17 protein-coding genes are annotated in these 21,364 nt (G+C 63.1%); 2 read left to right on the plus strand and 15 right to left on the minus strand.

Translation table 11 applies throughout. The annotated features are described in order from the left end of the window. Positions 1 to 3: 3 nt before the first annotated feature. The 7 genes from cysW to KSS93_RS00895 all read right to left on the minus strand — a co-directional run bounded on the left by cysW (position 4) and on the right by KSS93_RS00895 (position 8,575). Entirely contained in the window at positions 4 to 876 is an 873-nt protein-coding gene (cysW, locus tag KSS93_RS00865; protein WP_217886778.1) for a sulfate ABC transporter permease subunit CysW, read from the minus strand. Between the two features lie 13 nt (positions 877 to 889). Then, a complete protein-coding gene (cysT, locus tag KSS93_RS00870) occupies positions 890 to 1,708 on the minus strand; it encodes a sulfate ABC transporter permease subunit CysT (RefSeq protein WP_217841271.1) in 819 nt (272 codons plus the stop codon). Positions 1,709 to 1,895: 187 nt separating this feature from the next. Continuing rightward, positions 1,896 to 2,903, minus strand: a complete 1,008-nt coding sequence (locus KSS93_RS00875) for a sulfate ABC transporter substrate-binding protein (protein WP_217841270.1) — start codon at positions 2,901 to 2,903, stop codon at positions 1,896 to 1,898. Between the two features lie 47 nt (positions 2,904 to 2,950). Beyond that, entirely contained in the window at positions 2,951 to 3,133 is a 183-nt protein-coding gene (gene oscA / locus KSS93_RS00880) for a sulfur starvation response protein OscA (RefSeq protein WP_016712582.1), read from the minus strand. Positions 3,134 to 3,372: 239 nt separating this feature from the next. Continuing rightward, on the minus strand, positions 3,373 to 6,426 hold the full coding sequence (locus tag KSS93_RS00885) for an efflux RND transporter permease subunit (protein WP_217886779.1): 3,054 nt from the start codon (positions 6,424 to 6,426) through the stop codon (positions 3,373 to 3,375). Continuing rightward, positions 6,423 to 7,490: an efflux RND transporter periplasmic adaptor subunit gene (locus KSS93_RS00890; RefSeq protein ID WP_217886780.1), complete on the minus strand. Its 1,068-nt coding sequence runs from the start codon at positions 7,488 to 7,490 to the stop codon at positions 6,423 to 6,425. Before KSS93_RS00890 ends, KSS93_RS00885 begins: the two co-directional genes overlap by 4 nt. Beyond that, positions 7,487 to 8,575, minus strand: coding sequence for an efflux RND transporter periplasmic adaptor subunit (locus tag KSS93_RS00895; RefSeq protein WP_217886781.1), 1,089 nt, complete (start codon positions 8,573 to 8,575; stop codon positions 7,487 to 7,489). The genes KSS93_RS00890 and KSS93_RS00895 overlap by 4 nt, the downstream gene beginning before the upstream one ends. A 326-nt stretch (positions 8,576 to 8,901) precedes the next feature. On the opposite strand from KSS93_RS00895, the gene KSS93_RS00900 reads away from it, so the two are divergent. Further along, positions 8,902 to 9,357: an REP-associated tyrosine transposase gene (locus KSS93_RS00900; RefSeq protein ID WP_217886782.1), complete on the plus strand. Its 456-nt coding sequence runs from the start codon at positions 8,902 to 8,904 to the stop codon at positions 9,355 to 9,357. A gap of 92 nt (positions 9,358 to 9,449) precedes the next feature. Here KSS93_RS00900 and KSS93_RS00905 read toward each other — a convergent pair whose 3' ends face one another. From KSS93_RS00905 to KSS93_RS00935, 7 genes are all read right to left on the minus strand, one after another. Further along, positions 9,450 to 10,343 (minus strand): ABC transporter permease subunit, encoded by an 894-nt coding sequence (locus KSS93_RS00905; RefSeq protein ID WP_217886783.1) that lies wholly within the window; start codon positions 10,341 to 10,343, stop codon positions 9,450 to 9,452. Further along, complete coding sequence (locus tag KSS93_RS00910; protein ID WP_217886784.1) at positions 10,340 to 11,260, minus strand: ABC transporter permease subunit; 921 nt, start codon at positions 11,258 to 11,260, stop codon at positions 10,340 to 10,342. Before KSS93_RS00910 ends, KSS93_RS00905 begins: the two co-directional genes overlap by 4 nt. Beyond that, the gene (potA, locus tag KSS93_RS00915) at positions 11,257 to 12,399 is read right to left on the minus strand and encodes a polyamine ABC transporter ATP-binding protein (protein ID WP_217841264.1); all 1,143 of its coding nucleotides are present in this window, start codon (positions 12,397 to 12,399) and stop codon (positions 11,257 to 11,259) included. The genes KSS93_RS00910 and potA overlap by 4 nt, the downstream gene beginning before the upstream one ends. 72 nt (positions 12,400 to 12,471) lie before the next feature. Then, on the minus strand, positions 12,472 to 13,566 hold the full coding sequence (locus KSS93_RS00920) for a polyamine ABC transporter substrate-binding protein (RefSeq protein ID WP_217841263.1): 1,095 nt from the start codon (positions 13,564 to 13,566) through the stop codon (positions 12,472 to 12,474). 161 nt (positions 13,567 to 13,727) lie between these two features. Then, complete coding sequence (locus tag KSS93_RS00925; protein WP_217886785.1) at positions 13,728 to 14,825, minus strand: polyamine ABC transporter substrate-binding protein; 1,098 nt, start codon at positions 14,823 to 14,825, stop codon at positions 13,728 to 13,730. Between the two features lie 170 nt (positions 14,826 to 14,995). After that, positions 14,996 to 16,357 (minus strand): aspartate aminotransferase family protein, encoded by a 1,362-nt coding sequence (locus KSS93_RS00930; protein WP_217886786.1) that lies wholly within the window; start codon positions 16,355 to 16,357, stop codon positions 14,996 to 14,998. 48 nt (positions 16,358 to 16,405) lie between these two features. Then, positions 16,406 to 17,764 carry a glutamine synthetase family protein gene (locus KSS93_RS00935; RefSeq protein ID WP_217841260.1) on the minus strand — a complete coding sequence of 453 codons (1,359 nt, stop codon included), beginning with the start codon at positions 17,762 to 17,764 and terminating at the stop codon, positions 16,406 to 16,408. A gap of 667 nt (positions 17,765 to 18,431) precedes the next feature. Between KSS93_RS00935 and KSS93_RS00940 the strand changes: the two genes are divergently transcribed. Beyond that, positions 18,432 to 19,808, plus strand: coding sequence for a glutamine synthetase family protein (locus KSS93_RS00940; RefSeq protein ID WP_217841259.1), 1,377 nt, complete (start codon positions 18,432 to 18,434; stop codon positions 19,806 to 19,808). Positions 19,809 to 19,994: 186 nt separating this feature from the next. Here KSS93_RS00940 and argA read toward each other — a convergent pair whose 3' ends face one another. Continuing rightward, complete coding sequence (gene argA, locus KSS93_RS00945; protein WP_217886787.1) at positions 19,995 to 21,293, minus strand: amino-acid N-acetyltransferase; 1,299 nt, start codon at positions 21,291 to 21,293, stop codon at positions 19,995 to 19,997. Positions 21,294 to 21,364: the final 71 nt, after the last annotated feature.

Here is a 21,364-nt window from a genome sequence, read left to right on the forward strand (position 1 = left end):
GAATCATTCCTCCGCGGCGCTATGGCGCAGGCGGTTAATACGGTTCTCGCTCCACTGCTTGAGCAGCAGGATGAAGAGCGCCAGGATCAGCAGCAGGCTGGCCACGCTGAAGGCCGCGACATGGTTGTACTCGTTGTAGAGGATCTCCACGTGCAGCGGCAAGGTGTTGGTGACGCCGCGAATGTGCCCGGACACCACCGACACCGCGCCGAACTCGCCCATGGCCCGGGCGGTGCACAGCACCACGCCGTAGATCAGGCCCCACTTGATGTTGGGCAGGGTCACGTGCCAGAACATCTGCCAGCCGTTGGCGCCGAGCAGGCGCGCGGCCTCCTCCTCTTGCGTGCCCTGCTCCTGCATCAGCGGGATCAGTTCACGGGCGACGAACGGCACGGTGACGAAGATGGTCGCCAGCACGATGCCCGGCAGGGCGAAGACGATCTGGATGTCGTGGTCCTGCAGCCATGGGCCGAACAGGCCCTGGGCGCCGAACATCAGCACGTAGACCAGGCCGGCGATCACTGGCGACACCGAGAACGGCAGGTCGATCAGGGTCACCAGGATGCTCTTGCCGCGAAAGCTGTACTTGCTGACGCACCAGGCAGCGGACACGCCGAACACCAGGTTCAGCGGCACCGAGATGACCACCGCCAGCAGGGTCAGCTTGAGTGCCGACAAGGCATCGGCTTCGAAGATCGCCTCGAAGAAGGTGCCAAAGCCGTTTTTCAACGCCTGGGACACCACGATCACCAGCGGCAGCAGCAGAAACAGCGCGAAGACGATCCAGCCAAGGGTGATCAGCACGCGGCGCGAGGTGGCGCTGCCACGCCGGGCGGCGTTGGCGGCGGCGGTCGCGCCAATAGTGGATGAAGACATTACCGGGCCTCCTTCAAGGGGTTTCGATGCGCCGCTGCAGCAGGTTGATCAGCAGCAGCAGGATGAAGGAAACCACCAGCATCAGCACGCCGATGGCGGTGGCGCCGGTGTAGTCGTACTGGTCGAGCTTGACCATGATCAGCAGCGGCAGAATCTCGGTTTTCATCGGCATGTTGCCGGCGATGAAAATCACCGAGCCGTATTCACCCACGCCGCGGGCAAACGCCAGGGCGAAACCGGTCAGCCAGGCCGGCAGCAGCGCCGGCGCCAGCACATGGCGGAACACCTGCAAGGGTTTGGCGCCCAGGCAGGCGGCGGCCTCCTCGACCTCGCGCGGGATGTCCGCCAGCACCGGCTGCACCGTGCGCACCACGAACGGCAGGGTGACGAAGGTCAGCGCCAGGGTAATGCCCAATGGGGTGTAAGCGATCTTGAAGCCAAGATCGGTGGCGAACTGGCCGACCCAGCCCGAGGGGGCGTACAAGGCGGTCAGGGCGATGCCGGCCACCGCGGTGGGCAGGGCGAACGGCAGGTCGATCATCGCGTCGATGACCTTGCGCCCGGGGAAGGTGTAGCGCACCAGCACCCAGGCCAGCAGGGTGCCGATCACGCCGTTGATGATGGCGGCGAACAGGGCGGTGCCGAAACTCAGCTTCAGCGCGGCGATCACCCGCGGTGCGCTGATGATGGTCCAGAACTGCTCCCAGGTCAGCTGCGAGGCATGGATGAACATGGCCGCCAGCGGTATCAGCACGATCAGGCTGAGGTACACCAAGGTGTAGCCCAGCGTCAGCCCGAAGCCGGGTATGACGGGGGAAATACGACGTGACATAAAGGTCCCTGGTTGAACGCACGAAGCCCCGATGGCTGTCGGGGCGGTGCAGGGTTCTGAATCCTGGGGCTGCCTTGCAGCCCTTTCGCGGCACAAGGCCGCTCCTACAGACGATCGCGTTTCCGTTGTAGGAGCGGCCTTGCGCCGCGAAGGGCCGCAGAGCGGCCCCCGCTGTTTTCATGGCCGATCACTGCGCCTGGTAAATCTGGTCGAACACACCGCCGTCATTGAAGAACTTGGGCTGTGCAGTCTTCCAGCCGCCGAAGTCCTTGTCGATGGTCACCAGGTCCAGTTTCGGGAACTGCTTGCCAAATTCGGCGGCGACTTTTTCGTCACGCGGGCGGTAGAAGTTCTCGGCGGCAATCTTCTGCCCGGCCGGGCTGTACAGGTGCTTGAGGTATTCGGTAGCGATCTCGGTGTTGCCTTTCTTCTCGGCGTTCTTGTCCACCACGGCCACCGGCGGCTCGGCCAGGATCGACAGCGAAGGCACGACGATATCGAACTTGTCGGCGCCGCCGTCTTCTTTAAGCGCCAGGAAGGCTTCGTTTTCCCAGGCCAGCAGCACGTCGCCCTGGCCGTTGTTGACGAAGGTGATGGTCGAGCCACGGGCGCCGGTATCGAGCACCGGCACGTGCTTGAACAGCTCCTGCACGTACTCTTTGGCCTTGGCTTCGCTGCCGCCGGCCTTCAGGCCATAGGCCCAGGCGGCGAGGAAGTTCCAGCGGGCGCCGCCGGAGGTTTTCGGGTTGGGGGTGATCACCGAGACGTCCTTCTTGATCAGGTCGCCCCAGTCCTTGATGCCTTTCGGGTTGCCCTTGCGCACCAGGAACACGATGGTCGAGGTGTACGGGGTGCTGGCGTCCGGCAGGCGCTTCTGCCAGTCCTCTGGCAGGGTCTTGCCGAGCTTGGCGATTTCGTCGATGTCGCCGGCCAGGGCCAGGGTCACCACGTCGGCGCGCAGGCCGTCGATCACCGCACGGCCCTGCTTGCCCGAGCCGCCGTGGGATTGCTGGATCTTCACCTTGTCGCCCGGGTGGGCTTGCTGCCAGTGCTTGATGAACTCGGCGTTGTACTGCTGGTACAGCTCACGGGTGGGGTCGTAGGACACGTTCAGCAGTTCGTAGTCCTTGGCGATGGCGGAACCGGCAAAAACGGCACTGGCCAGGGCGGCGAGCGCATAACGGCGGATGGACATGGTGAAGCTCCCGATTGGCATTTTTCTAATTTATGGGTGGTGCGGGGTCAGCCGGCCTTGTTGCCGGGCTGCTGCAGGCGGAACTTCTCCTTGCGCTCGATCTGCACCACCTGGGCGTTGTGCACGGTGATTTCCACCGCGCCAAAGCGCAGGTCGCGCAGGGCGCTCTGGATCTCACGCAGAATGGTGGCTTCGTCCTGACCGTCGATGCTACGCAGCGATGCGCTCATGCTCGTTCTCCTGTGAGTTAGGGTGCCGGGCAGAGGTTCGAAGGGGATTTGCGCCTGGCTTGAGGGCAATAGTAGTGAGGCGCGGATATTCTTAAAAATACTGTTTAAGAATGTTTATATAACCGAAAAATCAGCAACAAACGCCGTGCCTGTGGGAGCGGGCTTGCCCGCGAATGCGGCGGTAGATTCACCATCGCATTCGCGGGCAAGCCCGCTCCCACAGGGTTCTACATCAGCTTTCAGGATTGTTTCTGCGGCTCGCGAATCTTGTACCAGGCCACATACAGCGCCGGCAGGAACAACAGCGTCAGCAGCGTTGCACTGATGATGCCGCCGATCATCGCGTAGGCCATCGGCCCCCAGAACACCTCCCGGGCGATGGGGATCATGCCCAGGCTGGCCGCCGCGGCGGTCAGCAGGATCGGCCGACGGCGGTGGTTGGTGGCTTCCACCACCGCATCCCAGGGGGCGAAACCCTGGGCTTCGAACTCGTCGATCTGGGTTACCAGAATCACCGAGTTGCGGATGATGATGCCGATCAGCGCCAAAATGCCGAGAATCGCCACGAAGCCCATAGGCGTGCCGGTGGGCACCAACGCCAGCACCACACCAATCAAGCCCAGCGGCGCCACGCTGACCACCAGAAACAGCTTCTGCACGCTGTGCAGCTGGATCATCAGGAAGGTCGCCATCAGGAACAGCATCAGCGGCACCACCTGGCGGATCGGGCCCTGGGCCTTTGCGCTCTCCTCCACCGTACCGCCGGTGGCCACCTCGTAGCCGGCCGGCAGCTTGCTGGCGAACTGGTCAATGGAAGGCTTGAGCTGGGCCACCAGGTCGGTGGGCTGGATCTCGCCGTTGACCGAGGCCTTGATGGTGATGGTCGGCTTGCGGTCGCGGCGCCACACCAGCGGCTGCTCCAGCTCATAGCGCACGGTGGCGAACGCCAGCAGCGGGATCGAGGTGCCGTTGGGGCTGACGATCTGCAGGTTCTGCAGGGTGTCGGGGGAGCCGCGCTCGCTGTCCTCGGCGCGGGCGACCACGTTGATAAGATAGATGTTGTCGTTGACCTGGGTGATCGGCACGCCGCTGACGATGCTGTTCATCACGTTGGCCACGTCTTCGGACGACAGCCCCAGCTGGCGCGCCTTGTCCTGGGCGATCTCGACCCGCAGCACCTTGCCGGGCTCGTTCCAGTCATAAATCATCTCGCCGATGTGCGGGTTGCTGTCGAGCAGCGTGGCCAGCTCGATGGCATGGCTGCGCACCTGGTCGATATCCTTGCCGCTGACCCGGTACTGGATCGGCCGGCCCACCGGCGGGCCCATCTCCAGCGACTGGATGTTGGTGCCGATGCCGACGAAGTCGGTACGCAGGCGCTCCTTGAGCCGCGCCATCAGCTCGCCGCGCACCTCCAGGCCCTTGCTGACGATGACGAACTGGGCGTAGTAGGGGTTTTGCAGTTGTTGGTCCAGAGGCAGGTAGAAGCGAATCGCACCCTGGCCGATGTAGGTGCTCCAGCTGACGATATCGGGGTCGTCCTTGAAGGTGGCTTCGAAGCGGTCGACCACCTTGCGTGTCTCCTCGATGGAGGCGTTTTGCGGCAAGTTAAGGTCGACGAGGATCTCCGGGCGGTCCGAAGACGGGAAAAACTGGTTCTGCACAAAGCGCATGCCCACTACCGACAGCACGAACAGCACGATGGTGCCGATCACCGTCACCCAGCGGTGGCGCAGGCACCACAGCAGGCCGTGCTCGAAGGCGCGCCCTACCCGGCCCGGCTCGGCTTCATGGGCCTTGAGCTTCTTGGCGTCGAGAATGTGCACGCCGAGCACCGGGGCGAAGAACACCGCAACGATCCACGACACGATCAGCGCCACGGCAATCACCGCGAACAGGGTGAAGGTGTATTCGCCGGCGGAGCTGGCGTTCAGGCCGATGGGCACGAAGCCGGCCACGGTCACCAAGGTGCCGGTGAGCATCGGGAAGGCCGTGGAGGTGTAGGCAAAGGTGGCCGCTTGCTCTTTGGTTTCGCCCATCTCCAGCCGCGTGACCATCACCTCCACGGTAATCATCGCGTCATCCACCAGCAGCCCCAGGGCGATGATCAGCGCCCCCAGCGAGATACGCTGCATGGTGATGTCGGTGTACTCCATGAACACGAACACCATGGCCAGCACCAGCGGTATCGAGCAGGCCACCACCAGCCCGGCGCGCACCCCAAGGCTGACGAAGCTCACCACCAGCACGATCACCACCGCCTCGAACAGCGCGCTGGTAAAGCCGCCGACCGCCTGCTTGACCACCACCGCCTGGTCGGACACGGTGTGCACCTCGACCCCCACCGGCAGGTCGGCGGTGACCTTGTCCATGCGCTCGCGCAGCAGCTGGCCGAACACCTGCATGTTGCCGCCGGCCTTCATGCCGATGGCCAGGCCAATGGCGGTCTGGCCGTTGTAGCGGAACATCGGTGACGGCGGGTCGACGTAGCCGCGCTCGATGTCGGCGATATCGGCCAGGCGGAAGAAGCGGTCGTTGATGCGCAGGTTGACCGACTCGAGGTCTTTTTCGGAGGCGAACTGGCCGGTGGTGCGCACCGAAATACGCTCGGGGCCGGCCTCGATCACCCCGGCCGGGGTCACCGCGTTCTGTGCCTGCAAGGCCTGCATCACCTGGCTCTGGTCGATGCCGAACGAGGCCAGCTTGCGGGTCGAGAAGTTCAGGTACAGCACCTCGTCCTGGGTGCCGACCAGCTCGATCTTGCCGATGTTGGGTACATCGCGCACCTCGGCGCGCACCTGCTCCACATAATCGCGCAACTGGCGCAGGGTCAGGCCGTCGGCAGTAAAGCCGTAGATCGAGCCGTACACGTCGCCGAACTCGTCGTTGAACGCCGGGCCCTGCAGGCCCTTGGGGAACTGGCCGCTGATGTCCTGGATCTTCTTGCGCACCTGGTACCAGATCTCGGGGATGTCCTTGGCCTTGGTGGTGTCGCGCAGGTACACGTAGACCGTGGATTCACCTGGGCGGGTGTAGCTTTTCACGTAGTCGAGCGAGTCCAGCTCCTCGAGCTTTTTCTCGATGCGGTCGGTGACCTGCAGCAGGGTTTCTTCCTGGGTGGCGCCGGGCCAGCGGCTCTGGATCACCATGGTCTTGATGGTGAACGAGGGGTCTTCCTCGCGGCCCAGGTTGAGGTAGGAGAACACCCCCATCAGCAGGCTCACGGCCATCAGGTACCAGACGAACGACTGGTGGCGCAGGGCCCATTCGGAGAGGTTGAAGCTTCCTTTCATCGTGCGTCCTCGTCGAAGGTGACCTTCTGGCCGGGCTTGAGGATGTTGACGCCGGCCGTGACCACGCGCTCACCGGGCTGCACGCCCGAGGCCAGGACGATGCGTTCGTCGTTGCGTTCGATCACCTGCACGTCGCGGGTGGCGACGGTCTTTTGCTGCGGGTCCACGACCCACACCTGGGTTTTGCCGTCACGCTCCAGCAAGGCTGTGCGTGGCAGCTCGCTGCGCGGGGTGACGGCGGAGCTCAAGGTGACGCTGACGGCGGTACCCAGGTGGAAGCTGTCGGGGGTGCTGGCCAGGGTCAGCCGTGCACGCCGGGTGCGGGTGGTGGCGTCGGCCTGGGGCTCCAGCTCACGCAGGGTGGCGGTAGTGTTGATACTCGGCTCCAGCTGCAAGGCGACGGTGAAGGTCAGGCCCGGGGTGAGCTGTTCGGCAAGGTTGGTGGGCAGGTCGATCACCGCCTCCTTCACATCCGGGCGGGCCAGGGTGACCACCGCCTGGCCTGCACTGACGGTCTGCCCGGCCTCGGCCTGCCAGGCGGTGACGACGGCCGCGTGGTCGGTGCGCAGGGTGCTGTAGTCGAGCTGGTCGCGGGCCTGGCTCACCGCTGAACGTGCCTGCTCCAGCGAAGCGCCAGTGGTTTTGAGGTTGGTGTTGGCGATATCCAACTGGGCCTGGGCACCCACGCCCCGGTCGTACAGCTGCTGCTGGCGGCGGGCATCGGCCTGGGCGTTGATCCACTGCGCCTGGACCTTGGCCAGGTCACCTTCGGCGGCGCGCAGCTGGTTCTGCTGGTCGGTGGGGTCGAGGGTGGCCAGGGTGTCGCCGGGTTTGACCTGGGCGCCGACATCCAGCCAGCGCCGGGCGATGCGCCCGGACACACGAAAACCCAGGGTGCTCTCGAAGCGCGCCTGGATACTGCCGGCGAAACGCCCCAACTGTGACTGCACCTGCGGCTGTACCACCGTTGACAGCACCGGGCGCACCGGCTCGGCCTGCTCCTTGTCGCTGCCGCAGGCAGCCAGCAGCAAGGCCGCCGGCAAGGCGATGATCAGGCGCTTCATGGCTTGGCTCCCGTATCCTGGGCGGCGACTTTCTGTACCTGCATGCCCGGGTGCAGCAGTTGCGCACCGCCCACCACCACGGTTTCACCGCCCTTGATGCCTTGGGCGATCACCACCTTGCCGGTGAGATAGCGCGCCACCTGCACCTTGCGCAGCTCGACCTTGTCGCCCTCGCCCACCACCCACACCGCAGGCTCGTGCAAAGCCTTGGTCAGCGCCGCCCAGGGCAGCTCGATGCTCGGCCGGCTCTGGGCATTGGTGGCGGCGGTCACCGGCGAGCCCAACTGCATGCCCGCCGGCACGTCGCGCAGGGCCACCTTCACCTGCACCGTGCCGCTTTGCGCCGACACCGTCGGGGTGACCTCGCGCACATGGCCGTGGGCCTGGATTTTCGGGTTGTCGAGCAGGCTGACCACCACCCCGGCATCGCTCGGCGGGCTGACCAGCAGGGATTCATAGACGTTGAACACCGCGTCGCGGTCGCCGTCCACCGCCAGGCTGAAGATCGGCATGGTCGCCTGCACCACCTGGCCGACCTCGGCCTGGCGCGCGGTGATCACCCCGTCGGCCTCGGACACCAGGGCGGTGTAGCCGAGTTGTTCGTTGGCGTTGGCCAGTTGCGCCTGGGCGGCCTTGAGCGCGCTCTGGCTGCTGCGCAGGGCGGCTTGCGCCGAGTCGTATTCGCTCTGGCTGGTATAGCCCTTGGGCAGCAGTTTTTGCTGGCGGACAAAGGCTGCGCTGGTTTGGGTAACCCGGGCCTGTTCGGCGAACACTTCGGCCTTGGCCGAATCGACGTTGTTTTGCAGGTCTTTCGGGTCCAGGCGCGCCAGCACCTGGTTGGCCTTGACGTGGTCGCCCACATCGACGCTGCGCGAGACGATCTTGCCGCCTACGCGGAACGACAGGTCGGTCTGCACCCGCGCCTGCACATCGCCGGTCAGGGTGACCCGCGCGGCAAAGTCGGTGGGCTGCACCTGCTGCACCACCACCCGGGGCAGTTCTTCGCTGACCTTCTCCTCGCCACAGCCTGCCAGCAGTGCCAGCAACCCCAGGCAAACACCCCTCAGCGCGCGCATTGGCGTCATGCCGGCTCCTTGCATCGACGAATGGTTTACAGGACGCGATGAAAGCGTAGATCAGGGATCGACACACGGCATTGATGTGAGTTCAAGAAAGCGAGGCGGGTTGGTAGATGGCACCGGCTGCGCCTGTGTTCGCGGGCAAGCCCGCTCCCACAGGGTTTGCGCTGTCTGAGATAAAGCGCCGTACCTGTGGGAGCGGGCTTGCCCGCGAATAGGCCGGTAAAGCCCAAAACCTCTCTCCTGCCATATCCAGAAACCATATGCAGTCCATTACCTACACCACAGTCACTAAATTTCAGGCGTCGATTATTTGATAAGAGATCAATCAAATGCCTCCAGCCCAATCACACCTGCTGCGTCGTGGCCGCTTTTCTGAACCGGGCAGAATCTACCTGCTCACCACCATCACCCATCAGCGCAGGCCACTGTTCAGCGATCTGAGGTATGCAAGGCTGGTTATCCAGCAGTTGCGTCAGTCGGATATAGAGCAAACCTGCAAGAGCCTGGCTTGGGTCGTCATGCCAGATCACTTGCATTGGCTCATCGAGTTGCAGGAGGTCACTCTCGCCACGTTGATGAGGCGGTTGAAATCACGTACTGGTATTGCCCTGCGCAGGGCCGGGGTTCGAGATGAGCCCATCTGGCAGCCGGGATATCAAGACAGGGCCTTGCGGCGAGAAGAAGATGTCAGGAAGGTAGCACGCTACATCGTTGCCAACCCTTTGCGGACCGGGCTTGCGAGCAGTGTGCGGCTGTACCCGCATTGGGATGCGGTTTGGCTCTGAGCCGGTGTAGCCTGCTTCGCGGGCAAGCCCGCTCCCACAGGGCCTGTGCTGCCTTCGAGACATGCACAGTACCTGTGGGGGGGGGCACTGCCTCAGGCCTGGGCAGTGGCCTGAGCCGGGCGGCGTACCTGGGCCTGGCCTGCGTTGGCTGCAGCACCTTCTTCGATGGCTTGCTGGATCGCCTTGCGGCGGCGTTCTTCGGCCTGGCGGCTGAAGTACCACACCAGGAAGGTAACCAGCGACACCGACAGCAGGATCAGGCTGGCCACGGCGTTGATCTCGGGCTTCACGCCAAGGCGCACGGCCGAGAACACTTCCATCGGCAAGGTCGTGGAGCCTGGGCCGGAGACGAAGCTTGCCAGCACCAGGTCATCCAGCGACAGGGCGAACGACATCATGCCGCCCGCTGCCAGCGATGGCGCGATCATCGGGATGGTGATCAAAAAGAACACTTTCCAGGGTTTGGCGCCCAGGTCCATGGCCGCCTCTTCGATGGACAGGTCCAGCTCACGCAGGCGTGCCGAGACCACCACCGCTACATAGGCTGCGCAGAAGGTGGTGTGGGCGATCCAGATGGTGACGATGCCACGCTCCTGGGGCCAGCCGATCATCTGCGCCATGGCCACGAACAGCAGCAACAGCGAAAGACCGGTGATCACCTCGGGCATCACCAGCGGCGCGGTGACCAGGCCACCGAACAGCGTGCGGCCCTTGAAGCGGGTGACCCGGGTCAGCACGAAGGCCGCCAGGGTACCCAGCGCCACGGCGGCCACCGCGGTGTAGCAGGCGATCTCCAGCGAGCGCATCACCGAACCCATCAGCTGGCTGTTGTCGAGCAGGCCGACGTACCACTTCACCGACCAGCCGCCCCACACCGTCACAAGCTTGGAGGCGTTGAACGAGTAGATCACCAGGATCAGCATCGGCAGGTAGATGAACAGCAAGCCGAGCACCAGCATCAGCTTGGAGAAACTGAAGCGTTTCATGCGCGGCCCTCCATTTCTTTGGCCTGGCTGCGGTTGAACAGCAGAATCGGCACGATCAGGATCGCCAGCATCACCACCGCCAGGGCAGACGCCACCGGCCAGTCGCGGTTGTTGAAGAACTCCTGCCACAGCACTTTACCGATCATCAGGGTTTCCGGGCCACCGAGCAGTTCAGGGATGACGAACTCGCCCACCACCGGGATGAACACCAACATGCAGCCGGCGATGATGCCGTTTTTCGACAGCGGCACGGTGATCTTCCAGAAGCTGTTGAAGGTGCTCGAACCCAGGTCGGATGCGGCTTCGAGCAGGCTCTGGTCGTGCTTCACCAGGTTGGCGAACAGCGGCAGGATCATGAACGGCAGGTACGAATAGACCACGCCGATGTACACCGCAAGGTTGGTGTTGAGAATCTGCAGCGGCTGATCGATCAGCCCCAGCCACAACAGGAAGCTGTTGAGCAGGCCGTTGTTGCTGAGGATCCCCATCCAGGCATAGACGCGGATCAGGATCGCGGTCCAGGTCGGCATCATGATCAGCAGCAGCAGTACCGTCTGGGTTTCTTTCTTGGCGTTGGCGATGGCGTAGGCCATCGGGTAGCCGATCAGCAGGCACAGCAGGGTGCTGAAGAAGGCCATCTTCAGCGAGCCGAGGTAGGCCGACAGATACAGCTCGTCTTCAGTCAGCAGGCCGTAGTTGGCCAGGTTCAGCACCAGCTGGATCTTGCTCTCGACGTAGGTGTAGATCTCGGTGTACGGCGGGATCGCAACGTCGGCCTCGGCGAAGCTAATCTTCAACACGATGAAGAACGGCAGCATGAAGAACAGGAACAGCCAGATGAACGGCACGCCGATCACCAGGTGCCGCCCCTGCGGGGTAATGCGCTGGAAGGCTCGCTTGAGCTTGCGAAGTTTCATGACCGCAGTACCACGCCGCTGTCGTCTTCCCACCACACGAACACTTCATCGTCCCAGGTCGGGCGGGTGCCCTGGCGCTCGGCGTTGGCCACGAACGACTGGACGATCTTGCCGCTGGGCAGCTCGACGTGGAACACCGAGTGCCCGCCCAGGTAGGCGATGTCGTGGATCTTGCCGCGTGACCAGTTGTGCTCGAACTCAGGCTGGGTGGTGGTCACCAGCAGTTTTTCCGGGCGCAGCGCGTAGGTGATGTGCTTGTCCTCGACCGAGGTGGTGATGCCGTGGCCGACGTAGATCTTGCGCTCCAGCTCCGGGCTGGCAATGATCGCGTGGCCTTCGGCGTCGTCGACCACTTCACCTTCGAACAGGTTGACGTTGCCGATGAACTCGCACACCAGGCGGCTGGTAGGGGTCTCGTAGATGTCCACCGGCGAGCCGATCTGGGCGATCCAGCCCAGGTGCATGATGGCGATGCGCTGGGCCATGGTCATGGCCTCTTCCTGGTCGTGGGTCACCATCACGCAGGTCACGCCCACGCGCTCGATGATCTCCACCAGCTCCAGTTGCATCTGCGAGCGCAGTTTCTTGTCCAGCGCGCCCATGGGTTCGTCGAGCAGCAGCAGCTTGGGGCGCTTGGCCAGCGAACGGGCCAGGGCCACGCGCTGGCGCTGGCCACCGGACAGCTGGTGCGGCTTGCGCTTGGCGTACTGGGTCATGTGCACCAGCTTGAGCATCTCGCCAACCCGGGCGTCGATCTCGGCCTTGGGCATCTTGTCCTGCTGCAGGCCGAAGGCGATGTTCTGCGCCACGGTCATGTGCGGGAACAACGCATAGGACTGGAACATCATGTTGATCGGCCGCTCGTAGGGCGGCATATCGGTGATGTCGACGCCATCGAGGAAGATCCGCCCTTCGGTGGGGCGCTCGAAACCGGCCAGCATGCGCAGCAAGGTGGACTTGCCGGAGCCGGAACCGCCCAGCAGGGCGAAAATCTCGCCCTTGCGGATTTCCAGGGACACATCGTCCACGGCGACGGTTTCGTCGAATTTTTTCGTGACCCGGTCGATCTTGACCAGCACCTGCTTGGGTTGCTGGCCACCCTCGAGGGCTTTTTTATAGGCACCGGAGGCAACTGCCATGAGTGAAACTCCCAACAAGATTTTTTGTGCCCGCGCGGCCTGCTTTAAAGGCGCCGCGGCGGGCCTGGATATTTACTTGCCCGACTTGACCTTGGTCCAGCTGCGGGTCATCAGGCGCTGCACCTTCGGTGGCAGCTCCGAGTTGACGAACATCTTGTCCAGCACTTCCTGCGGTGGGTAAACCGCGGCGTCAGTCCTCACGGCCTGGTCCATCAGGTCGCCAGCCTTGGGGTTCGGGTTGGCGTAACCGACGTAATCACTGACCTGGGCAATAACCTCAGGCTTCAGCAAATAGTTGATGAAGGCATGGGCCTCCTTGACGTTGCTGGCGTCCTTGGGAATCGCCAGCACATCGAACCAGAGGTTGCCGCCTTCCTTGGGGATGGCGTAGGCCAGCTTCACGCCCTTCTTGGCTTCTTCAGCACGGGCCTTGGCCTGGAACACGTCGCCGGAGAAGCCGGCGGCCACGCAGATATCGCCGTTGGCGAGATCGGTGATGTATTTGGAGGAGTGGAAGTAGGTCACGTAAGGGCGCACGGCCAGCAGTTTTTCTTCTGCCTTGGCGTAGTCCTTGGGGTTGCTGCTGTTCGGGTCCAGGCCCAGGTAGTTGAGCACTGCCGGCAGCATCTCGTCAGCCGAGTCGAGGAAGGCCACCCCGCACTTGCTGAGCTTTTTCATGTTCTCGGGCTCGAACAGCACGGCCCACGAATCGATCTTGTCGGTACCCAGCGCGGCCTTGACCTTCTCGACGTTGTAGCCGATGCCGTTGGTGCCCCACAGGTAGGGGACCGCGTACTGGTTGCCCGGGTCGTTCTTCTCGAGGCGCTTCATCAGCGCAGGGTCGAGGTTGGCATAGTTGGGCAGAAGGCTCTTGTCGAGCTTCTGGAACGCGCCCGCCTTGATCTGCTTGCCGAGGAAATGGTTGGACGGCACGACCACGTCATAGCCGGTGCGCCCGGCCAACAGCTTGCCTTCGAGGGTTTCGTTGCTGTCGAAGACGTCGTACTTGGGCTCGATGCCGGTTTGCTTCTGGAACTCGGCAAGGGTGTTCGGGCCGACATAGTCGGACCAGTTGTAGATGTGCACCGTGGGCGCCGCTTGGACGCTGCATGCCAGCGTCAGACCCGCTCCAGCCATCAAGGCCTTGCGAAATACGGAAATAGACAAGTGGGTGGTCCTCACAATCAGTGCCTTTGCGGGCGAAAACTCCTGGCCGCTCACGCAAAACCGGCGCGCAACTTACCTTCACGGCACGGATGCCGCAATCTTATTTGCCTCTTCAGGCCTCCAGGCCGGGAAACCCCGGCCCAGAGGGCTTCGCATCAGGCTTACTTGCCCGACTTGATCTTGGTCCAGCTGCGGGTGATGACGCGCTGGGCGGCAGCTTCGGGGGCTGCGATCGCGTACAGCTGCTTCTTCACTTCAGCAGGCGGGTAGATGCTTGGGTCGCTGGTGATGTCCTTGTCGACGAACTGGGTCGCGGCCTTGTTGCCGTTGGGGAAGCGTACGGCGTTGGTGATCTCGGCCATGACTTCTGGTTGCAGCAGGAAGTTCATGAACTGATAGGCAGCGTCTTTATGCTCGGCATCTTTCGGGATGGCGACCATGTCGTAGAAGGTACCGGCGCCTTCTTTCGGAATGATGTAGTCCAGCTTGACCTTGTCGCCGGCTTCGTGGGCACGGGCCTTGGATTGCTCCAGGTCACCCGAGTAGCCGACGGCCACGCAGATGTTGCCGTTGGCCAGGTCGCCGATGTACTTGGACGAGTGGAAGTAGGTGATCGACGGGCGAACGCTGAGGAACAGTGCCTCGGCCTTCTTCAGGTCTTCGGTCTTGGTGCTGTTGCTTGGCAGGCCCAGGTAGTGCAGCGCGGCCGGCAGCATTTCGGTCGGGGCGTCGAGGAAGCTCACGCCGCAGCTCTTGAGCTTGGCGATGTTCTCGGGCTTGAACACGGCATCCCACGAGTCGATCTTGTCTACGCCCAGCGCAGCCTTGACCTTTTCCGGGTTGTAGCCGATGCCGATGGAGCCCCACATGTAGGGGAAGGCGTACTTGTTGCCCGGGTCGCTGGCATCACCCACGGCCTTGAGCAGGTCTTCGTCGAGGTTCTTCCAGTTGGGCAGCTTGGAGCGGTCCAGTTCCTGGTAGACGCCAGCCTTGATCTGCTTGGCCAGGAAGTTGTTGGACGGCACCACGATGTCGTAACCGGACTTGCCGGCCAGCAGCTTGGCTTCGAGGGTTTCGTTGCTGTCGAAGACGTCGTACTTGACCTTGATACCGCTCTGTTTCTCGAACTTGGCGATGGTGTCCGGAGCGATGTAGTCCGACCAGTTGTAGACGTTCAACACCTTGTCTTCAGCCTGAACAGCGGTAGCCATGGCACCCATCAGGGCGGCGGCCAGCAACGTCTTGCCCATTTTATTCATGCGTATTGCTCCAGAATTTATTATCAAAGCCTTCTGTTCAGCAGCCAGGCCCCACGGTTCACGCGCTGGGCGACTGAAACAGCCGTTAGTCTGGCAAGTTACAAGGCGCTGTTTCAACAAAAGCAGCCCCTTGTCGCAACTTAATGTCACCTCGCCAGCCTAGCAGACCGTCAGTTGATCGCTTCCAGGGTCAAATCCAGGCACTTGCGCGCCTTCTCCACCAGTTCGTCCACCTCGGCGTGGCTGATCACCAGCGGCGGGGCGATGATCATGGTGTCGCCCACCGCGCGCATGATCAGGCCGTTGTCGAAGCAGAAGTTGCGGCACACCATGCCCACCCCTTTACCCTCGTAACGGCTGCGGGTGGCCTTGTCCTTGACCAGCTCGATTGCGCCGAGCAGGCCCAGGCCGCGCACTTCGCCCACCAGTGGGTGGTCCTGCAGCTCACGCAGACGTTTTTGCAAGTAGGGTGCCACTTGTGTGCGGGCCTTCTCGACGATGTGCTCGTCGCGCAGGATGCGCAGGTTTTCCAGGCCCACCGCCGCCGCCACCGGGTGGCCGGAGTAGGTGAAGCCGTGGTTGAAGTCGCCGCCTTCGCTGAGCACCTGGGCCACCTTGTCACGCACGATCACACCGCCCATGGGGATGTAACCGGAGGTCAGGCCCTTGGCGATGGTCATCAGGTCGGGCTTCAGGTCGTAGTAGTCAGAACCGAACCACTCGCCGGTGCGGCCGAACCCGCAGATCACCTCATCGGCGACGAACAGGATGTCGTACTTGGCGAGGATCTCCTTGACCTTGGGCCAGTAGGTTTCGGGCGGGATGATCACCCCGCCGGCGCCCTGGATCGGCTCGGCGATGAAGGCGGCAACGTTGTCTTCGCCGACTTCGAGAATTTTCTGTTCCAGTTGCTCGGCGGCCCATACACCGAACGCGTCCGGGGTCATCTCGCCGCCTTCACCGAACCAGTACGGCTGCGGGATGTGCACGATGCCCGGGATCGGCAGGCCGCCCTGCTCGTGCATGCCGCTCATGCCGCCCAGGCTGGCACCGGCCACGGTGGAGCCGTGGTAGCCATTGATGCGGCCGATGATGGTCTGCTTGTGCGGCTTGCCCTTCAGCGCCCAGTAATGGCGGACCATGCGCAGCACGGTGTCGTTGCCTTCGGAGCCGGAGCCGGTGAAGAACACATGGGTCATGCCCTCGGGGGCCACCTCGGTGATCGCCTTGGCCAGCTCCAGCGCTGGCGGGTGGGCGGTCTGGAAGAACAGGTTGTAGTACGGCAACTCGCGCATCTGCTTCTCTGCCGCCTGTACCAGTTCTTCGCGGCCATAGCCCACCGCCACACACCACAGGCCGGCCATGCCGTCGAGGATCTTGTGCCCCTCGCTGTCCCACAAATGAACGCCCTGCGCCTTGGTGATGATGCGCGGCCCCTTGGCCTTCAGCTGCTTGTAGTCGCTGAAAGGTGCCAGGTGGTGTTCGCCGCTCAGGGCTTGCCATTCACGGGTTTGCGGGTTGTTGACGCTCATGTGCCTCTCCATTTTCCGGCAGCCGCCCGCAGGCGGCCTCAGGGTTGATCAGACAGCGAACAGCAGGAACTCTCGCTCCCAGGAGCTGATGACGCGCTTGAAGTTCTCGTGCTCGGCGCGCTTGGTGGCGACGTAGCCGGCGATGAATTTCTCCCCCAGGTACTGCTCCAGTGCGCGGCTGTTTTCCATGCGTTCCAGGGCATCTTCGATGGTCAACGGCAGGCGCAGGTTGCGCCGCTCGTAGCCACGGCCCTGCACCGGTGCGCTGGCCTGGATACCTTCGACCATGCCGATATAGCCGCACAGCAGGCTGGCGGCGATGGCCAGGTAGGGGTTGGCGTCGGCGCCCGGCAGGCGGTTCTCGACCCGGCGGTTTTGCGGGCCGGCATCCGGCACGCGCAGGCCGACGGTGCGGTTTTCTTCGCCCCACTCGACGTTCACCGGCGCAGACGTATCCGGCAGGAAGCGGCGGAACGAGTTGACGTTGGGGGCGAACAGCGGCAGCGCTTCGGGGATGAGCTTCTGCAGGCCGCCGATATGGTTGAGGAACAGCTCGCTCATGCTGCCGTCTTCGTTGCTGAAGATGTTCTTGCCGGTGGCCGCATCGACCACGCTCTGGTGCAGGTGCATGGCGCTGCCCGGCTCGCCGGTCATCGGCTTGGCCATGAAGGTGGCGGCCACGTTGTGCTTGAGCGCGGCCTCACGCATGGTGCGCTTGAACACCAGGATCTGGTCGGCCAGGTGCAGGGCGTCGCCGTGACGGAAGTTGATCTCCATCTGCGCGGTGCCGTCTTCGTGAATCAGCGTGTCGAGGTCCAGCTGCTGCAGTTCGCACCAGTCGTAGACGTCCTCGAACAGCGGGTCGAATTCGTTGGCGGCCTCGATGGAGAACGACTGGCGGCCGGTCTCAGGGCGGCCGGAGCGGCCCACCGGCGGCTGCAGCGGGAAGTCCGGGTCTTCGCTGCGCTTGGTCAGGTAGAACTCCATCTCGGGCGCGACGATCGGCTGCCAGCCTTTGTCGGCGTAGAGCTTGAGCACTTTCTTGAGCACGTTGCGCGGCGACAGCTCGACCGGGTTGCCCTTCTTGTCGTAGGTGTCGTGGATCACCTGGGCGGTCGGCTCGATGGCCCATGGCACGAGAAACACCGCGTTCTCGTCAGGGCGGCAGATCATGTCGATGTCGGCCGGGTCGAGCAGTTCGTAATAGATGTCATCGTCGACGTAGTCGCCGGTCACGGTCTGCAGCAGCACGCTCTCGGGCAGGCGCATGCCTTTTTCGGCGATGAACTTGTTGGTCGGCGAGATCTTGCCGCGGGTGATGCCGGTCAGGTCGCTGATCAGGCATTCCACTTCGGTGATCTTGTGCTCTTTCAACCAATCGGTGAGCTGGTCGAGGTTGTTACTCATAAATACCTCAGGAGGTAATGTGGCCCGGTTGACGGCAACCTGCGGCCGTTGACGCCTGGCGTCGTTCAGGGTCGGCGCACGGGGCACCGAGGGGCCTTGAATGGCCCACGCCTTGATTCTGTATGGAGTGCATGGCTAAAGCAAAAACCCCCGCGCAGGACGACAGTGGATACACTCGATAAAAGTGTGTCCGGGCTGGAAACCGAGGGCAGATAGAAAGGAAGAGTGGTGCTAAAGCGTTACGCGGCATGGCCTTTTTGTGCAAACCGTCAATTATTGCGGCCAGTACAACACGGCAGTGTTGCAAACGTGCAATGACTGGGCGGCAACCGGGAGATATGCCTGAGCGCACCGTGCAGGCGGTGTTTTCAGGTCTCGACAGGCGGACCATGTGACCCTCGTATTATTGTGTTTTGGGTTGTGTCCGAGCTTAGCCTTGTTCATTTTTTTACACAACCGTTCCGTAAAAAATAAAACACGCCCTGCCCGGGATAACCCTTCAACACGAAAATAGCGGATAATGGCACGCCCCGATATGCAGCAAATCTGCCGTAGATGTGCCATTTAAGGGCATCATGGGGCTGGCTTGACTTCACCTGGTCTTTCCGATTGACTGGGGTTGCAAGCCCCCCTTGATTGATATTTTTAACAACAAAGGTGTTGCATCATGTCGGTACCCCCGCGTGCCGTTCAGCTTAACGAAGCGAACGCGTTCCTTAAGGAACATCCTGAGGTTCTCTACGTTGACCTTCTGATTGCAGATATGAATGGTGTGGTTCGTGGCAAGCGCATCGAGCGCACGAGCCTGCACAAGGTTTACGAAAAAGGCATCAACCTGCCGGCCTCCCTCTTCGCCCTGGACATCAACGGTTCCACCGTCGAAAGCACAGGCCTTGGCCTGGACATCGGCGATGCCGACCGCATCTGCTACCCGATCCCCGGCACCCTCTCCAACGAGCCCTGGCAGAAGCGCCCTACCGCGCAGCTGCTGATGACCATGCACGAGATCGAAGGCGAACCCTTCTTCGCCGACCCGCGTGAAGTGCTGCGCCAGGTGGTGAGCAAGTTCACCGACATGGGCCTGACCATTTGCGCCGCGTTCGAGCTGGAGTTCTACCTGATCGACCAGGAGAACGTGAACGGCCGCCCGCAGCCGCCACGCTCGCCGATTTCGGGCAAGCGCCCGCAGTCCACTCAGGTCTATCTCATCGACGACCTCGACGAATATGCCGACTGCCTGCAGGACATCCTTGAAGGCGCCAAGGAACAAGGCATCCCGGCCGACGCCATCGTCAAGGAAAGCGCCCCGGCGCAGTTCGAAGTCAACCTGCACCACGTCGCCGACCCGCTCAAGGCCTGTGACTATGCAGTGCTGCTCAAGCGCCTGATCAAGAACATCGCCTACGACCATGAAATGGACACCACCTTCATGGCCAAGCCCTACCCGGGCCAGGCAGGCAACGGCCTGCATGTACACATTTCCGTGCTGGACAAAGATGGCAACAACATCTTCACCAGCGAGGATCCCGAGCAGAACGCCGCGCTACGTCACGCTGTCGGCGGTGTGCTCGAGACCCTGCCCGCCTCCATGGCGTTCCTGTGCCCCAACGTCAACTCGTACCGCCGCTTCGGCGCGCAGTTCTACGTACCCAACGCGCCGAGCTGGGGCCTGGACAACCGCACCGTGGCCCTGCGCGTACCGACCGGCTCGCCGGACGCCGTGCGCATCGAGCACCGCGTGGCCGGCGCCGACGCCAACCCGTACCTGATGATGGCTGCGGTCCTGGCCGGTGTTCACCATGGCCTGACCAACCAGATCGAGCCGGGTGAGCCGATCGAAGGCAACTCGTACGAGCAGCTGGAGCAGAGCCTGCCGAACAACCTGCGCGATGCCCTGCGCGAGCTGGACGACAGCGAAATCCTCAACAAGTACATCGATCCGAAGTACATCGACATCTTTGTCGCGTGCAAGGAGAGCGAGCTGGAGGAGTTCGAGCATTCGATCTCCGACCTTGAGTACAACTGGTACCTGCACACCGTGTAAACAAAAACGCCGCCCACAAGGGCGGCGTTTTTCATTGACCCCAGCCCACAGATCTCTCTATGTAGGAGCGGCCTTGCCGGGACGCCGGACCGGTCGGAAAGGGGTGCGAGGCACCCCCAGGATTTGTGTATCAAGCAGAGATCGCCGGGGCCGCTCCTACAAAAGCCCGCGCAGCCTGCAGATCACTTACAACGACTTCTCGAAAATCTTCGAATTACGCTGGTAGTTGTACAGCGATGCCCGCGCCGCCGGCAGGCGCTCCACACCACTGGGCGCAAACCCCCGCTCACGGAACCAGTGCGCAGTACGGGTGGTAAGCACGAACAAGGTGTTCAACCCCAACGCCCGCGCCCGCGTTTCGATGCGTTCGAGCAACTCGTCACCGCGCCCGCCATGGCGGTACTCCGGGTTCACCGCCAGGCACGCCAGCTCGCCGGCCTCGGAATCGGCAATCGGGTACAGCGCCGCACAGGCGATGATCATGCCCTCGCGCTCGACCACGCTGAACTGCTCGATCTCACGCTCCAGCACCTCCCGCGAACGGCGCACCAGAATGCCCTGCTCTTCCAGCGGGCTGATCAGCTCGAGCAGGCCGCCAACGTCTTCGATGGTCGCCTCGCGCACCACCTCGAACTGCTCCTGGGACACCAGCGTTCCGGCCCCGGCCCGGGTGAACAGCTCGTTGAGCAGCGCACCGTCCTCGACATAGCTGACGATATGGCTGCGCGCCACGCCGCCCTTGCAGGCCTCGGCGGCGGCGTCCAGCAGCTCGCCCTGGTAGTCGCTGCCCAGGCGTTGCAGGTGCGGTGCCACCTGTTGCGGGCGCAGCTCGCGCACCAGGCGGCCCTGGTCGTCCAACAAGCCGGGTTCTGCGCCGAACAGCAGCAGCTTGTCGGCGCCCAGCTCGATGGCGGCGCGGGTGGCGACATCTTCGCAGGCCAGGTTGAAGATCTCCCCGGTGGGCGAATAGCCCAGCGGCGACAGCAGCACGATGGAGCGTTCGTCGAGCAGCCGGCTGATGCCCTTGCGATCGACCCGGCGCACTTCGCCGGTGTGGTGGTAGTCCACCCCTTCGAGCACGCCGATCGGCCGTGCGGTGACCAGGTTGCCCGAGGCCACCCGCAGGCGCGAACCCTGCATCGGCGAGGCGGCGATGTCCATCGACAGGCGCGCCTCGATGGCCAGGCGCAGGGCGCCGACGGCGTCGATCACGCAGTCCAGGGTGGCCGCATCGGTGATGCGCAGGCCACGGTGGTAGTGCGGGGTCAGGCCGCGGGCAGCCAGGCGGCTTTCGATCTGCGGGCGCGAACCGTGCACCAGCACCAGGCGCACACCCAGGCTGTGCAGCAGCACCAGGTCGTGGACGATATTGCCGAAATTCGGGTGTTCGACGCCGTCACCGGGGAGCATGACCACGAAAGTGCAGTCGCGGTGGGCGTTGATGTAGGGAGAAGCATGGCGCAGCCAGTTGACGTAATCGGGCATGACAAGGCCTGTGGATAAGTGAACGGAGACGAAAAGGCGCACAACGTTCGAAAGTCATCGTCGGAACAGGC

The sequence above is a fragment of the Pseudomonas xanthosomatis genome (assembly GCF_019139835.1).
In the GTDB taxonomy this organism is placed as follows: domain Bacteria; phylum Pseudomonadota; class Gammaproteobacteria; order Pseudomonadales; family Pseudomonadaceae; genus Aquipseudomonas; species Aquipseudomonas fakonensis.

Bases quoted from the DNA above. Each gene is read 5' to 3' on its own strand.
- cysW (WP_217886778.1), bottom strand. From the start codon at position 876: ATGTCTTCATCCACTATTGGCGCGACCGCCGCCGCCAACGCCGCCCGG.
- cysT (WP_217841271.1), bottom strand. From the start codon at position 1,708: ATGTCACGTCGTATTTCCCCCGTCATACCCGGCTTCGGGCTGACGCTG.
- KSS93_RS00875 (WP_217841270.1), bottom strand. From the start codon at position 2,903: ATGTCCATCCGCCGTTATGCGCTCGCCGCCCTGGCCAGTGCCGTTTTT.
- oscA (WP_016712582.1), bottom strand. From the start codon at position 3,133: ATGAGCGCATCGCTGCGTAGCATCGACGGTCAGGACGAAGCCACCATT.
- KSS93_RS00885 (WP_217886779.1), bottom strand. From the start codon at position 6,426: ATGAAAGGAAGCTTCAACCTCTCCGAATGGGCCCTGCGCCACCAGTCG.
- KSS93_RS00890 (WP_217886780.1), bottom strand. From the start codon at position 7,490: ATGAAGCGCCTGATCATCGCCTTGCCGGCGGCCTTGCTGCTGGCTGCC.
- KSS93_RS00895 (WP_217886781.1), bottom strand. From the start codon at position 8,575: ATGACGCCAATGCGCGCGCTGAGGGGTGTTTGCCTGGGGTTGCTGGCA.
- KSS93_RS00900 (WP_217886782.1), top strand. From the start codon at position 8,902: ATGCCTCCAGCCCAATCACACCTGCTGCGTCGTGGCCGCTTTTCTGAA.
- KSS93_RS00905 (WP_217886783.1), bottom strand. From the start codon at position 10,343: ATGAAACGCTTCAGTTTCTCCAAGCTGATGCTGGTGCTCGGCTTGCTG.
- KSS93_RS00910 (WP_217886784.1), bottom strand. From the start codon at position 11,260: ATGAAACTTCGCAAGCTCAAGCGAGCCTTCCAGCGCATTACCCCGCAG.
- potA (WP_217841264.1), bottom strand. From the start codon at position 12,399: ATGGCAGTTGCCTCCGGTGCCTATAAAAAAGCCCTCGAGGGTGGCCAG.
- KSS93_RS00925 (WP_217886785.1), bottom strand. From the start codon at position 14,825: ATGAATAAAATGGGCAAGACGTTGCTGGCCGCCGCCCTGATGGGTGCC.
- KSS93_RS00930 (WP_217886786.1), bottom strand. From the start codon at position 16,357: ATGAGCGTCAACAACCCGCAAACCCGTGAATGGCAAGCCCTGAGCGGC.
- KSS93_RS00935 (WP_217841260.1), bottom strand. From the start codon at position 17,764: ATGAGTAACAACCTCGACCAGCTCACCGATTGGTTGAAAGAGCACAAG.
- KSS93_RS00940 (WP_217841259.1), top strand. From the start codon at position 18,432: ATGTCGGTACCCCCGCGTGCCGTTCAGCTTAACGAAGCGAACGCGTTC.
- argA (WP_217886787.1), bottom strand. From the start codon at position 21,293: ATGCCCGATTACGTCAACTGGCTGCGCCATGCTTCTCCCTACATCAAC.